The 13626-nt window shown below is 71.8% G+C and carries 14 protein-coding genes; 7 read left to right on the plus strand and 7 right to left on the minus strand.

The annotated features are described in order from the left end of the window. Positions 1-28: 28 nt before the first annotated feature. A complete protein-coding gene (locus OHN19_RS34720; RefSeq protein WP_419249584.1) occupies positions 29-1138 on the minus strand; it encodes an endonuclease/exonuclease/phosphatase family protein in 1110 nt (369 codons plus the stop codon). A 93-nt stretch (positions 1139-1231) separates the two neighbouring features. Between OHN19_RS34720 and OHN19_RS34725 the strand changes: the two genes are divergently transcribed. Together OHN19_RS34725 and OHN19_RS34730 are read left to right on the plus strand one after the other, a co-directional pair. Then, complete coding sequence (locus OHN19_RS34725; protein ID WP_330267988.1) at positions 1232-1927, plus strand: response regulator transcription factor; 696 nt, start codon at positions 1232-1234, stop codon at positions 1925-1927. Positions 1928-1937: 10 nt separating this feature from the next. Continuing rightward, positions 1938-3059 (plus strand): HAMP domain-containing sensor histidine kinase, encoded by a 1122-nt coding sequence (locus OHN19_RS34730; RefSeq protein WP_330267989.1) that lies wholly within the window; start codon positions 1938-1940, stop codon positions 3057-3059. Here OHN19_RS34730 and OHN19_RS34735 read toward each other — a convergent pair. Beyond that, positions 3034-3549 (minus strand): NUDIX hydrolase, encoded by a 516-nt coding sequence (locus OHN19_RS34735; RefSeq protein WP_330267990.1) that lies wholly within the window; start codon positions 3547-3549, stop codon positions 3034-3036. The genes OHN19_RS34730 and OHN19_RS34735 overlap by 26 nt on opposite strands. A gap of 106 nt (positions 3550-3655) precedes the next feature. Next, a complete protein-coding gene (locus OHN19_RS34740) occupies positions 3656-4549 on the minus strand; it encodes a DMT family transporter (RefSeq protein WP_330267991.1) in 894 nt (297 codons plus the stop codon). Between the two features lie 447 nt (positions 4550-4996). Here OHN19_RS34740 and OHN19_RS34745 point away from each other — a divergent pair, with 447 nt between their 5' ends. The 4 genes from OHN19_RS34745 to OHN19_RS34760 all read left to right on the plus strand — a co-directional run bounded on the left by OHN19_RS34745 (position 4997) and on the right by OHN19_RS34760 (position 8938). Then, positions 4997-5947: a hypothetical protein gene (locus OHN19_RS34745; RefSeq protein WP_330267992.1), complete on the plus strand. Its 951-nt coding sequence runs from the start codon at positions 4997-4999 to the stop codon at positions 5945-5947. Between the two features lie 29 nt (positions 5948-5976). Next, positions 5977-7509: an APC family permease gene (locus OHN19_RS34750; RefSeq protein WP_330267993.1), complete on the plus strand. Its 1533-nt coding sequence runs from the start codon at positions 5977-5979 to the stop codon at positions 7507-7509. Positions 7510-7602: 93 nt separating this feature from the next. Then, positions 7603-8331, plus strand: coding sequence for a molybdopterin-dependent oxidoreductase (locus OHN19_RS34755; RefSeq protein WP_330267994.1), 729 nt, complete (start codon positions 7603-7605; stop codon positions 8329-8331). Beyond that, entirely contained in the window at positions 8315-8938 is a 624-nt protein-coding gene (locus tag OHN19_RS34760) for a cytochrome b/b6 domain-containing protein (protein ID WP_330267995.1), read from the plus strand. Before OHN19_RS34755 ends, OHN19_RS34760 begins: the two co-directional genes overlap by 17 nt. Positions 8939-8968: 30 nt before the next feature. Here the strand turns inward: OHN19_RS34760 and OHN19_RS34765 are convergent, their stop codons facing one another. Both OHN19_RS34765 and OHN19_RS34770 read right to left on the minus strand, forming a co-directional pair. Then, positions 8969-10366, minus strand: a complete 1398-nt coding sequence (locus OHN19_RS34765) for a gluconate:H+ symporter (protein ID WP_330267996.1) — start codon at positions 10364-10366, stop codon at positions 8969-8971. Positions 10367-10452: 86 nt separating this feature from the next. After that, positions 10453-10959, minus strand: a complete 507-nt coding sequence (locus tag OHN19_RS34770) for a gluconokinase (RefSeq protein ID WP_330267997.1) — start codon at positions 10957-10959, stop codon at positions 10453-10455. Between the two features lie 145 nt (positions 10960-11104). Here OHN19_RS34770 and OHN19_RS34775 point away from each other — a divergent pair, with 145 nt between their 5' ends. Continuing rightward, on the plus strand, positions 11105-11806 hold the full coding sequence (locus OHN19_RS34775) for a FadR/GntR family transcriptional regulator (RefSeq protein ID WP_330267998.1): 702 nt from the start codon (positions 11105-11107) through the stop codon (positions 11804-11806). Here OHN19_RS34775 and OHN19_RS34780 read toward each other — a convergent pair. Beyond that, positions 11803-12198, minus strand: a complete 396-nt coding sequence (locus OHN19_RS34780) for a YchJ family protein (protein WP_330267999.1) — start codon at positions 12196-12198, stop codon at positions 11803-11805. The genes OHN19_RS34775 and OHN19_RS34780 overlap by 4 nt on opposite strands. Then, complete coding sequence (locus tag OHN19_RS34785; RefSeq protein WP_330268000.1) at positions 12195-13571, minus strand: M1 family metallopeptidase; 1377 nt, start codon at positions 13569-13571, stop codon at positions 12195-12197. Before OHN19_RS34785 ends, OHN19_RS34780 begins: the two co-directional genes overlap by 4 nt. Positions 13572-13626: the final 55 nt, after the last annotated feature.

The following is a 13626-nucleotide window of genomic DNA, read 5'->3' on the forward strand; positions in this document are numbered from 1 at the left end:
GCTGCCGGAACCCGGCGCCGCCCGGTCCTCACCAGCTGATCCGGGCCGCCACCGGCAAGTGGTCGCTCCCCGTCGCCGGCAGCACCCACGAGCTGTCCGCCGTCACTCCTCCGACCAGGATCTGGTCGATCCGCGCCACCGGGAAGCCCGCAGGCCAGGTGAACCCGAAACCCTCTCCGGCCGCGTCCTGTGCCGACCGCATCCGTGCGGTGAGGCCGGCGAACGCGCGGTCGTCCACGGTGCCGTTCAGATCGCCGAGCAGCACCACCCGCTTGTTCCGCTCGCCGGCGACGGCCGTACCGATCGCCCGCACCCCCCGGTCCCGCTGAGCCGTCCCGAAACCGTCCCTGGGCGTCACCCGCACGGACGCCAGGTGCGCCACGTACACCACCAGAGGTCCCTGTTTCGTGGCCACCGTGGTGCGCAGTGCCCGGGTGGAGGCCGGATCGACCGGCTTGGTGGCCGCCAACGGGCCGTAGTCCATCTCGATGTCGACCGTCCGCGTGTCCGACAGCGGCAGCCTGCTCCACAGTCCGACCGTTCCCAGCAGCGTGTGGAACGGGTACGTCCTCGCCAGTTCCCGCTCGTAGACGCCGCCGGCCTCCGGGGTGATCTCCTCCAGCGCCAGCACGTCGGCGTCGGCGGCGACCAGGTCGCGGGCGGTGCCGGCCGGGTCGGGGTTGTCGGCGCCGACGTTGTGGCTGACCAGGGTGAGGTCGCCACCGGAGCGGGACCTGTCGCCGAGCAGCCCGCCGAAGAGGTTCAGCCACACCATGACCGGCAGCAGCAGGGCGACCACGGCGGAGGCGGAGCGCCGCAGCAGCGCCCCGGCCAGCAGCACCGGGACGAACACACCGAGCCACGGCAGGAAGGTCTCCAGCAGACTGCCGAGGTGCCCGATCCGGTTCGGGACGCTCCCGTGCAGCAGCATGAGCAGGCCGAGCAGCAGCGCCGACGCGGCGAGCACCGGGCCGCGCTTCCAGGGGTCCGGGCGCAGACGGAGCCGGACCGCCCGGCGGGCGGAACCGTCCGGACGGGCGCCTTCCGGACCGGCGCTTTCGTGATCGGTACGTTCCAGCCCGGTACGTTCCAGCCCGGTACGTTCCTGCCCGGTCTCCGGCGTGGGGTCGGCATACATGTGCATGCCGCCAGTCAAAGCGGCGCGATGTTGCGGGCCCGTATGCGGTTTTCGATATGCCGCCGATATACGGCGGTTCGTAGCATCGGGACCATGCGTGTGCTGATTGTCGAGGACGAGCCCTACCTGGCGGAGGCCATCCGCGACGGTCTGCGCCTGGAGGCGATCGCGGCCGACGTCGCGGGTGACGGCGGGACCGCCCTGGAACTGCTGGACGTGAACACGTACGACATCGCCGTCCTCGACCGCGACATCCCCGGACCCTCCGGTGACGAGATCGCCGAACGCATCGTGGCCTCCGGCAGCGGTATGCCGATCCTCATGCTCACCGCGGCCGACCGGCTCGACGACAAGGCATCCGGCTTCGAACTCGGTGCGGACGACTACCTGACGAAACCCTTCGAACTGCGGGAACTCGCGCTCAGGCTCAGAGCGCTCGACCGCAGACGCGCCCACAGCCGGCCGCCGGTGCGGGAGATCGCGGGACTGCGCCTCGACCCGTTCCGCCGGGAGGTCTACCGCGACGGTCGTTTCGTCGCGCTGACCAGGAAGCAGTTCGCCGTGCTGGAAGTCCTCGTCGCCGCCGAGGGCGGTGTCGTCAGCGCCGAGGAGCTCCTGGAGCGGGCCTGGGACGAGAACGCCGACCCGTTCACCAACGCCGTCCGCATCACCGTCTCGGCGCTGCGCAAACGGCTCGGTGAACCCTGGGTCATCGCCACCGTGCCGGGTGTCGGCTACCGCATCGACCCGCAACCGGGCGCCGGGGACGCGGGGGCGGTCCGTGGATAGGCGGCCCGGGGTGAGCGTCCGCCTGAAACTCACCCTCAGCTATGCCGGGTTCCTCATGGTCGCCGGTCTGCTGCTGCTCGCCGCGGTATGGCTGTTCCTGCTGCGTTACGTCCCCGACCGCGCGATGCTCTACAACCCGGACGACGGGCCCACGGGTGGCGTCTTCCCCATCCGCTCCGCCCTTCTACAGGTCTTCGCCCCGAGGGCGGCCGCGGTGCTGGCGTTCCTGCTGGTGTTCGGCCTCGTGGGCGGGTGGATCCTCGCCGGCCGGATGCTGGCCCCGCTGACCCGCATCACCGAGGCCACCCGCTCGGCCACGCACGGCTCGCTCTCCCACCGGGTCCAGCTGCCGGGCCGCAAGGACGAGTTCCGTGAACTCGCCGACGCCTTCGACGCGATGCTCGCCCGGCTGGAGGCGCACGTCGCCGAGCAGCAGAGGTTCGCGGCCAACGCCTCGCACGAGCTGCGCACCCCGCTGGCCGTCTCGAAGGCCCTGCTCGACGTGGCCCGCGCCGACCCGCACGCCGACACCGGCGAGGTCATCGAGCGCCTGCACTCCGTCAACGCCCGGGCGATCGACCTCACGGAGGCGCTGCTCCTGCTCAGCCGGGCCAACCAGCGGTCCTTCACCCGGGAACCCGTCGACCTGTCGCTGCTCGCGGAGGAGGCCACCGAGACGCTCCTCCCGCTCGCGGAGAAGCAGGGCGTCACGGTCGAGACCGGTGGGGACGCCGCTCCGACCAGTGGATCCCACGCGCTGCTGCTCCAGCTCACGACGAACCTCGTGCACAACGCGATCGTCCACAACCTGCCCGAGGAGGGGATCGTGCGGGTCACGACCGGCGTCCGCGCCGGAGTCGCGGTGCTCACGGTCGAGAACACCGGTGAGAGGCTCACGCCGGCGCTGGCCGCCACCCTCACCGAACCGTTCCAGCGCGGTACGGAGCGGGTGCGCACGGACCACGCGGGCGTCGGCCTCGGTCTCGCGATCGCCAAGACCATCACCCAGGCGCACGACGGCACCCTCGCGCTCGTGCCCCGCCCGGAGGGCGGACTCAGCGTCACGGTGGAGCTTGCGGCGGCCGGCGCCCCGGGGCCGGTGCCGGTCAGCCCATCGACCGGTACGCCTTGAGCCGCTCGTAGGCCGCCAGTCCGTCCGGCACCCACTCCCAGTCCCGCAGCCGTAGCTCCACCTCGTCCTCCGGCAGGAAGTCGTGCCAGGCGACCTCCTCCACCTGGGGGCTGACGGGGAGCTCGCAGCGGACCTCGTAGACCGCGGACCACCAGGTGTGGCCGGCGCCGTCGTCGTAGAGGAACTTGAAGAGGTACTCCGGGCGGGGCAGACCGCTCACCCCGAGCTCCTCCTCGGCCTCCCGCAGCGCCGCGTCGTCGTAGGACTCGCCGGCGCCGACCACTCCGCCCACGAACATGTCGTAGAGCGAGGGGAAGACCAGCTTGGTGGGTGTCCGCCGATGCACGAACAGCCGCCCCTCGGCATCCCTGGCCTGAACGAACACACACCGGTGCCGCAGCCCCTCGGCATACGCCGCACCCCGCGGGACCCGCCCGACGACACGGTCGTTCTCGTCCACGATGTCGAGAATCTCGTCAGCAGCACTCATGGCCCCCATCCAAGCAGGGGCCCACAGCAGCGCCGCGTCCCGACCACAGCCGCTGCGCAGCGCTGCCTCCCGACCACAGCCACGGCACCCGCCCCCAGGCCGACCCTCAGCTCGGCTGAAGATCCCGCGCAGGCTCCGGTCGCTCCGCTCCGCTCGGCATCGCCGGATGCATCCCCAGCAGCACGATGCCCACGACGACGGCCGCGAGGCCCACCGCCTCCCAGGTCAGCGCGCCCGTGTCGGTGCGCAGGCGGTCGCCCAGGAAGCCCACGCCGCAGATGATCCCGGCGAGCGGCTGGGCCGCGGTCAGTGCGGGCAGGGACATCCGAAGGGGCGCTGTCTCGAAGGCGCTCTGCACCAGGACGAGCCCGGTGACCCCGAGGGCCAGCACGGCGTACGGCTGCCAGCCGGTCAGCAGCTCCGCGAGGCCGCCCTCGGTGAAGCGCTGGCCGCTGACCCGGGTGAGGGCGTCCTGGACGCCGTAGAGGAGACCGGCCGCCAGGGCCAGCAGGACCGGGCCCGCGCTCAGGCGGGAGCGCTTGGCGTAGGTGGTGAGCAGCAGCGCGAGGCCGATCATCGCGCCGATGATCAGCCAGTGCCGGAAGGGGTCGGTGACCGCGGTGCCGCCGCGCGGCTCGCCCGCCACGATGAACGCGCTCACCCCGCCCGCGAGGAGCGCCAGGCCCGCCCAGCCCTGGCGGCCCAGCGGCTGCTTCGTCTGCCTGCGGGACAGGGCGAGGGCGAAGAGCAGGTTCGTGGCGAGCAGGGGTTCCACCAGGGAGACCTCGCCCTGGCCCAGCGCGATCGCGCCCAGCACCATGCCGGCCACCATCAGGGCGATGCCGCCGAGCCAGCGCGGCACCTTGACCAGGTCGAGCAGCAGCCGGGGCGAGAGGAAGTCGCTCAGCGGGGCCTGCCGGGCCGCGTTCTGCTGGAGCACGAACCCGAAGCCCAGGCAACAGGCCGCACTCACGGCGAGAATCAGAACCAGAACCGACACGCTGCGTACCTCGATCGTCCGGCCGGGCGGCGGGGTGGTAGTGGCCGACTGTAGCGTCCCAGTGCCCGGCTTGCCCCTGGGAGTACCCGCATCCGTACCGTCGATTCGGTCATCGCGCCCGTCTTGGCGGCGGGGGTTCCCGCCATGGTGCGGGGCAGGGGAGGACCACGCCATGGCGTACGCCACAGACGCCGGGCCTTGACCGGGTCCCACCAGCACCGGAACGTCACAACTTCCCCTCAGGTATGGAGAGTTGACGCGTGTAACGCGTCTTCAACCCTTGACGCAAACCATGGGTGGGGGGTTGGCTGTCCGTGATCAGTCGATGGCGGTGCGAATCGGCCCCCCGAACCTGCCCGCATCGGCTGCCCCGCCTGCCCGTATCCGCGCAGGCACCCCTCCCGCCCCACCCGTCACGCCCCATGTTCCGTGAGGACAACCCACACGGTGTCGCCGCCCCCGCCCCCCTTCGGCCGCAGTCGAAAACGCGCCGCCCAGGCCTTCGACGCGGCCCTCGACGACGCCGAACTCATCGAGGCACGCGCCGCGTTGGCGCAGGGCAGATGGCAGGCGGTGCGGTCGCTGCTCGCCCGCACGGGTGACGACTGGGACCGGCGCGGCCACCGGGTGACGGTGCTCGCCGCGGAGCCGTACAGCGAGCCCTGGGCCCGGGACTGGCTGGTGGCCGAACCGGACGCCCCCGACGCCGCCGTACTGCTCGCCCTCGCCCTGGTCCAGCGCGTCCGGAGCGGCAAGGGCAAGCCCGAAGCGGCCCGCGAGGCGTGCCGGACCGCGGCCCTGCGCGCACCCGCCGACCCGACCCCCTGGCTCGGCCTGCTCCTGCTGGAACGCGACCTCGGCGCGGCGGACGCGGTGTCCGACGTGTTCGCCGAGATCAGACAGCGGCACGCCGACCACCACCACGCCCACCACCTGATGGTCGCCAGGCTGGCCGAGCGCCGTGCCGAGGCCGGTCCCGACCCGCTGCACGAGGTGTACGACTTCGCCAACTGGGCCGCCGACCAGGCGCCCGCCGACTCGCCGCTCGCGATCCTGCCGGTCATCGCGCACGCCGAGCGCTACCGCGCGCTGGCCGCCGCCGGGCACGAGCCGCGCGACCCGGCCGCCTCCGGGCACTGGACCGGCCGCCGGGCCCGGCAGGTGATGAAGTCGGCCTTCGACTGGTGGCTGGAATGGGAGCACGAGGGCCACCCCCGCCGGCTGGTCGACCTGAACTTCCTCGCCCACGCGAAGGTCTGCGAGGGCCGCGGCGCCGAGGCCGCCGCCCTCTTCCACCGCATCGGCGAACGCCCCACCCCGGCCCCCTGGTCCTATCCGGACCGCGAGCCGTACTCCGCCTTCCGTGCCGCCCGCGACAGCGCGCTCGGCACGGTGTAGCACCCCCGAACCCCCGAAGGACGGTCCGCATGACCACCGACAGTTCCAGCAAGAGCAGACCAGGCATCAGTACGTTCAAGGGCGAGGACCGCGCGTTGCGGGCCGGCCGGCTCGGCACCGGAGGCCTGCTGCTCTCCGTCCTCGCGGCGACCGCCCCCCTCATGGTCGTCGCGGGTGTCATGCCCACCACATTCGCGGTGATGGGGATCGTCGGCCAGCCGCTCCTCTACGTCGTCCTCGGCGTCGTCCTCGTGCTGTTCAGCGTCGGCTACGCCGAGATGAGCCGGCACGTCCACAACGCGGGCGCCTTCTACGCCTACATCTCCCGCGGCCTCGGCGGCACCGCCGGCGCGAGCGCGGCCCTGGTCGCCCTGGTCGCCTACAACGCCCTCCAGGTCGGCATCTACGGCATCTTCGGCTTCGAGGTCTCCGGACTGTTCGCCACCTACACCGACCTGTCGGTGGCCTGGTGGATACCGGCCCTGGTCGCCGCTCTGGTCGTCGGCGCGCTCGGCTGGCTGAAGATCGACGTCAACGCGCGCGTGCTCGGCGTTCTGCTGATCATCGAGGTCGTGCTGGTCGTCATCTTCGACATCGCCGCCGTCGCCGACCCGGCCGCCGAGGGCCTGTCCCTGCACGCCTTCAACCCGGACACCCTCAGCGGCGCCGGCGTCGGCACCGCCCTGTGCTTCTGCATCGCCGCCTTCCTCGGCTTCGAACAGGCGCCCGTGTACGCCGAGGAGACCAGCCGCCCGCACATCCTGGTGCCGCGCGTGATGTTCCTGGCCGTCGGCGGCGTCGCCGTCTTCTTCGCGCTCAGCAGCTGGGCCCTCACCGTCGCCACCGGCCCCTCGGCGGTCGTCGCCGAGTCCCAGAAGCAGAGCGCGGGACTGCTCTTCGGGCTCACCGAGTCCCGCCTCGGCGGCACCTTCACCGACGTCCTGCACGTCCTGTTCGTGACCGGCATGTTCGCGGCCATGCTCAGCTTCCACAACGTCGTCGCCCGGTACGCCTTCGCCATGGGCCGCGAGGGGCTGCTGCCCGCCGCCTTCGGCCGCACCAACAGCGCGAGCGGCGCGCCCGGCACCGGCTCGCTGCTCCAGACCGCCGTGTCCGTCGTGGTGGTCGTGATCTTCGCGGTCGCCGACGACAAGCCCACCGGCGACCCGACCGAGCCGGTCCTGCACCTGTTCACCTGGTTCGGCAACATCGGCGCCCTCGGCGTGATCGTGCTGATGGCGGCCGCCTCCGCCTCCGTGATCGTCTTCTTCGTGCGGCGCGGCGCCGCGGGCGCCCAGGCCTGGCGGCTGGTCACCTCCGCCCTCGCCGGCATCGCCCTGCTGGTCATCGCCGGCTACACGGTGAAGGACTTCGACGTCCTGGTCGGCGCGGGCCCGGACTCCTCGCTGAGCTGGGTGCTCCCCGGCATCATCGGCCTCGCCCTGCTGGTGGGCCTGGCCCAGGGCCTCCTGCTGCGCGCCCGCAGGCCCGAGGCGCACGCGCGGATCGGGCTCGGCAACGAGGCGTTCCAGCTGGAGAAGGCGGCCGAAGAGGCGTCGTAGCCCTCTGAGAGCGGCGTGAGAAGTGATTACGGAAGTCTGACGAGCACCCGCGATTCCTGGCCCCGCCGGGCTCGCGGGTGTTCGAATGGTGACGTGAACTCCGAACATCCCGAGGAAGGACAGGGCACCCCGATCGGCCGCCGCGTCCTCCTCGGCACCCTCGGCCTGGGCGCCCTCGGCGTGGTCGCCGCGCCCACCCTGCAACGCGGTCTGGAGGCCTTCCTCGGCAGCGCCGCCGACAAGGACCCCACGGGCCTGACGGGTCTGCTCCCGAACGGCGGCGGCTTCCGCTACTACTCGGTGACCTCGTCCGTGCCGCACAAGAACGCCGGGAACTACCAGCTCAAGATCGACGGCCTGGTCTCCCGGCCTCGCACCTACACCCTGGCCGACCTGCGGGCGCTGCCCCAGACCCGGCTGGTCAAGGACGTGCAGTGCGTGACGGGCTGGCGGGTCCCGGACACGCCGTTCGAAGGCGTACGGCTGTCCGCGCTGCTGGACGCCGCCGGAGTGACCGCCGAGGCCGGCGCCGTCCGCTTCACCTGCTTCGACGGGGCCTACTCCGAGAGCCTCACCCTCGACCAGGCCCGCCGCCCGGACGTCCTGGTCGCCCTGCGCATGCAGGACAAGGACATCGGCCACTCCCACGGCGGCCCGGTCCGCCTCTACGTGGCCCCCATGTACTTCTACAAGTCCGCCAAGTGGCTCTCCGGGATCACCGTCACCGAGGACGTGGAGCCCGGTTACTGGGAGGACCGGGGCTACGACGTGGACGCCTGGGTCGGCAAGTCGAACGGGCGGGACGATGCACCTACGAGTTGACGCCCCGCCCCAGGCCGCCGGGGTCCGGCGCTTCGGCCGCTCCCAGAAGTGGGTGCACCGCACGACGGCCGCCCTCATGGGCGTCTGCGTGGCCACGGCCGCCTGCCTCTACGTCCCGCAGCTCGCCGAACTCGTCGGCCGCCGCGAACTGGTGGTCCGCGTCCACGAGTGGGCCGGCCTGGCCCTGCCCCTCCCCGTCCTCCTGGGCCTCGCCTCCCGCGCCTTCCGCGCCGACCTGGGCTTCCTGAACCGCTTCGGCCCGCACGACCGCGTCTGGCTGCGCGCCGCCCTGCGCCGCGACAAGCGCCGGGTCTCCCGCCCCGCGGGCAAGTTCAACGCGGGCCAGAAGGTCTACGCCGCCTGGATCGCCGGCGCGACCCTCGTCATGCTCGGCACCGGCCTCCTCATGTGGTTCACCCACCTCACCCCGATCCAGTGGCGCACCAGCGCGACCTTCGTCCACGACTGGCTCGCCCTCACGATCGGCATCGTCCTGGCGGGCCACATCGGGATGGCACTGGGCGATCCGGAGGCGAGGAGGGGACTGCGGACGGGGTCGGTGAGCCGGGAGTGGGCGGAATGCGAACACCCCCTGTGGCGGCCGTAGCCGACAGGGGGCGCCGCGACCGCCGTACCGCTAAATGACCAGCGACAGCAGCAGCACCAGACCCCCCGCCACCACCGAGATGATCGTCTCCATGATCGACCAGGTCTTGACGGTCTGCCCGACGTCAAGCCCGAAGTACTCCTTGACCAGCCAGAACCCGGCGTCGTTGACGTGGCTGAAGAAGAGTGAGCCGGCGCCGATGGCGAGGACCAGCAGGGCTGTCTCGCCGGTCGACATGCCTTCCGCGAGCGGGGCGACCAGGCCGGCCGCGGAGATCGTGGCCACCGTGGCCGAACCGGTGGCGAGCCGGATCGCCACCGCGATCAGCCAGGCCAGCAGCAGCGCCGGGATCGACCAGTCCTTGGAGATGTCGAGGACCATCTGACCCACACCGGAGTCGATCAGGGTCTGCTTGAAGCCGCCGCCCGCGCCGACGATCAGCAGGATGCCGGCGATGGGCGCGAGGCCCTTCTCGACGAGCGGGGAGAGGCGGTCCTTGCCGAAGCCGGCGGGCCGCAGCAGCGTGAAGATGCCCACGAGGACCGAGGCCAGCAGGGCGATCATCGGGGAGCCGATGACGTCGAACACGCGCTGGGTGAGGTTCTCCGGGTCGTCGATCACGATGTCGACCAGTGCCTTGGACAGCATCAGGACGACGGGGAGGAGGATCGTGGCGAGTGTCGGGCCGAACCCAGGGCGCCTCTCCAGTTCCTCCGAGGCGCGCTGCGGGATCATCCGGTCCGGCGCCGGCACGTCCACCCAACGGGCCGCGTACCGCGAGAACAGCGGCCCCGCGATGATCACCGTCGGTATGGCGACCAGGACGCCGAGCGCGAGCGTGACGCCGAGGTTGGCGCCGACCGCGTCGATCGCGACCAGCGGACCCGGGTGCGGAGGCACCAGGCCGTGCATCACGGACAGACCCGCGAGGGCCGGGATGCCGATGCGCATCAGCGAGTAGTTGCCGCGCTTGGCGACCATCAGCACGACCGGGATCAGCAGCACCACGCCGACCTCGAAGAACAGCGGCAGACCGATCACGGAGGCGATGAGGACCATCGCCCACGGCATCGAACGGCCGCCCGCCTTCTCCAGGATCGTGTCGACGATCTGGTCGGCCCCGCCCGAGTCGGCGAGCATCTTGCCGAGGATCGCGCCGAGCGCGATCAGCACACCGACGCCGGCGACCGTGGTGCCGAGGCCGGTGGTGAAGCTGGCGATGGCCTTGTCCAGCGGCGCTCCGGCGACCGCGCCGAGCACCAGCGTGCCCAGGGTCAGTGACAGGAAGGCATGGAGCTTGAACTTGGTGATGAGCAGCACGATGACGGCGATGCCCGCCAGGACGGCGATGCCCAGCTGAGCGTGACCGGCCGAGGTGATCGGCTCCGGTGCGTCCGCTGCCAGCATCTCGACGCTGAGTCTGGTCACGGGGGTTCCCTTGCAGGTACGGGGACTTCTTACGGGGGTGCTTCGGAAATGTGCGTTGCGGGGGGCCGGCGATCCTGAACGGTGCCTTACGGCAGTGCGGCGAGCGCCTCGGCGGCCCGCCCGGTGATCTCCTCCGGGCTGCCGGACACGTCCACCACGACCCCGGCCTCGTCCTCCTGGAGGGGCTGGAGCGTGGCGAACTGCGAGTCCAACAGCGCGGTCGGCATGAAGTGCCCCTGCCGGTGCGACATCCGGTCCTCGATGAGGGCCCGGTCGCCCGCCAGGTGCACGAAGACGACCCCGGGCGCCGCGGCCCGCAGCCGGTCGCGGTACGACCGCTTCAGCGCCGAGCAGCTGACCACCCCGCCGAGTCCCGCCCGCCCGTGCGCCCAGGAGCCGATGGCGTCCAGCCACGGCCACCGGTCGTCGTCGGTGAGCGGGGTGCCGGCCGACATCTTGGCGATGTTGGCCTGGGGGTGGAAGTCGTCGCCCTCGGCGTACGGAACGCCCAGCCGGGCCGCGAGCAGGGGACCGACGGTGGTCTTCCCGGTGCCCGCGACGCCCATGACCACGACGACATGGGGGGTACTCATCGCTGCCTCACTGTCTGCTGTCGTCTCGACATCCGATGCCGACGGATGCCGTCGCCACTGAAACCCATTAGGTAGGACTATTCAAGAGTCTGTGCCAAATAAGTCTGACTTTTTCTGGGCGTGACGCGCCCCGTACTCTGAGTGCATGAGCACATCGGGCCGGGGGCTGCACGGCCAGGTACTGGAAACCCTCGGCCCCGCGATCACCGCGGGCGAGTACCCGCCGGGCAGCGTTCTGCGCACCGACGAACTGGCCCAGCGTTTCGACGTCTCACGCTCCGTGATGCGTGAGGCGGTCCGGGTCCTGGAGTCCATGCACCTGGTCGAGTCCCGCCGCCGCGTGGGCGTCACGGTCCGCCCCAAGGCGGAGTGGAACGTCTACGACCCCCAGGTCATCCGCTGGCGGCTGGCCGGCGCCGACCGCCCCCAGCAGCTGCGTTCACTGACCGTGCTGCGCTCGGCGATCGAGCCGGTGGCGGCGGGCCTGGCCGCGAAGCACGCGACCGCCGAGCAGTGCGCCGAACTCACCGAGTGCGCGCTCGGCATGGTCGCCAACTCCAAGGGCCACCGCCTGGAGGGCTACCTCTTCCACGACATCGCCTTCCACCGCGTGATCCTCAACGCGTCCGGCAACGAGATGTTCGCCCGCCTCGGGGACGTCGTCGCCGAGGTCCTCACCGGCCGCACCCGGCACGAGGTCATGTTCGAGGACCCCGACCCGGCCGCCGTCACCCTCCACGTCCGCCTCGCCGAGGCGATCCGTGCGGGCGACGCGGGCCACGCGGAGGCGCTGACCCGCGAGATCGCGGAGGGCGCGCTTCAGGAACTGGACATCCTGGCGCCCTAGTCGAGGAACTCCCCGTCGACGTACACCCAAGCCCCGTCGACCCGCTCGAAGCGGCTGCGCTCCCGCAGGGAGCCGCCCTTGAAGGAGGCGCGGAAGGTCACCGTGCCGGTGGAGTGGAAGGCCGAGCCGTCGGTCGTGTCCAGGATCTCGAGCCCGGTCCAGCGCATGCCGGGATCGAGCTCCAGTGAACCGGGACGGGTCCGGGGATGCCAGGTGTGCAGCAGGTAGTCCCGCTCCAGCCTCACGAAGGCGCTGTACCGCGACCGCATCAGTGCCTCGGCGGTCGGCGCGGCGGCCTCGCCCCGGTGGAACCGGCCGCAGCAGTTGTCGTACGACTCCTGAAGACCGCAAGGACAGCCGGGCCGCTGCCGCGGGGTACGTCGTCGGGTCACGGCTGCACCCGTCCCGTGTTGGTCGGCGGATGCGCCGGCCGCGCCGGACCCAGCGTCGGCAGCGGCGGCAGCGAGGTCCCGTGCACCCACGCGTCGAACAGGCCGTTCAGCGGCTCGTCCGCGAAGCGGTTCACGTGGGCCGCCAGGGTCGCCGTGGTCACGGCCCCGCCCCGGTGCAGCCCGGCCCAGCCGCGCAGCATCCGGAAGAACGCCTCGTCGCCCATCGCACAGCGGATCGCGTGCACGGTGAGCCCACCGCGCTCGTAGAGCCGGTCGTCGAACATCGACTTGCGGCCCGGGTCCGCCAGCCGCAGGTCCTGGGGGAGCGAGGACAGCAACCGGTGCGCGGCGGCGGCGAGTTGCTGCGCCGTACGGCCGCCGGAGCGCTCCGACCACAGCCACTCGGCGTACTTGGCGAACCCCTCGTTCAGCCAGATGTGCCGCCAGTCCGCGATGGACACGCTGTTGCCGAACCACTGGTGGGCCAGCTCGTGCGCGACCAGCCGCTCCGAACCCCGGGCCCCGTCCACGTGGTTGGCGCCGAACAGCGACAACCCCTGGGCCTCGACGGGCACATCGAGCTCCTCCTCGGTGACGAGGACCGCGTACTCGTCGAAGGGATACGGCCCGAACAGCTCCTGGAACAGCTCCATCATCTGCGGCTGCCGCGCGAAGTCCCGTGAGAACTCCGGGAGCAGATGCGCGGGGATGTGCCCGTGCTGCGGTACCCCGCCCGGCCCCGGGTCGCCGAGCAGCACCGTCTGGTACTTGCCGATCGCCAGCCCGACGAGATAGCTGGACGTGGGCGCGGCCTGCTCGTACACCCAAGTCGTCGTGGAGGCACGGGTGGTGCGGGTCAGCAGCCGCCCGCCCGCCACGACCGCGTACGCGGACGGCGTGGTGACCGAGATCTGGTACGACGCCTTGTCCGCGGGCCGGTCGTTGCACGGGTACCAGGACGGCGCCCCGATCGGCTGGCTCGCCACCAGCGCCCCGTCCTCCAGCTCCTCCCAGCCGAGCCCGCCCCAGGGGCTGCCGATCGGCTTGGGGTTGCCCGACCAGTGCACCTCGACCGTGAACGCGGCCCCGGGCCGCACCGGCTTCGCGGGCCGCACCCGCAGCTTGCCGCCGCGGTGCGTGTAGTGCGCCTGCCGGCCGTCCACCCGCACCCGGCCGATCTTGAAGTCGGACAGGTTGAGCATGAACTCGGCGAGCGGCGAGCGCCCCGCTATGGCGTTGATCCGGGCGCTCCCGGCGAGCCGGTTCGGGGCGGGGCGGTAGTCCAGCGCGAGCTCGTACCGGTGCACCCGGTACCGGGCGTCACCGTGGTCCGGGAAGTACGGGTCCGACCCCGCCGCCTGCTGAACTGCCACTGCCGCTTCCGCTCCCTGCGCCGCGTCGTCACTCGGATCCGCCGGTACACCGCTC

Source organism: Streptomyces griseorubiginosus (assembly GCF_036345115.1).
GTDB classification, from domain to species: Bacteria; Actinomycetota; Actinomycetes; order Streptomycetales; family Streptomycetaceae; genus Streptomyces; species Streptomyces griseorubiginosus_C.

Bases quoted from the DNA above. Each gene is read 5' to 3' on its own strand.
- OHN19_RS34720 (WP_419249584.1), bottom strand. From the start codon at position 1,138: ATGTATGCCGACCCCACGCCGGAGACCGGGCAGGAACGTACCGGGCTG.
- OHN19_RS34725 (WP_330267988.1), top strand. From the start codon at position 1,232: ATGCGTGTGCTGATTGTCGAGGACGAGCCCTACCTGGCGGAGGCCATC.
- OHN19_RS34735 (WP_330267990.1), bottom strand. From the start codon at position 3,549: ATGAGTGCTGCTGACGAGATTCTCGACATCGTGGACGAGAACGACCGT.
- OHN19_RS34750 (WP_330267993.1), top strand. From the start codon at position 5,977: ATGACCACCGACAGTTCCAGCAAGAGCAGACCAGGCATCAGTACGTTC.
- OHN19_RS34760 (WP_330267995.1), top strand. From the start codon at position 8,315: ATGCACCTACGAGTTGACGCCCCGCCCCAGGCCGCCGGGGTCCGGCGC.
- OHN19_RS34770 (WP_330267997.1), bottom strand. From the start codon at position 10,959: ATGAGTACCCCCCATGTCGTCGTGGTCATGGGCGTCGCGGGCACCGGG.
- OHN19_RS34775 (WP_330267998.1), top strand. From the start codon at position 11,105: ATGAGCACATCGGGCCGGGGGCTGCACGGCCAGGTACTGGAAACCCTC.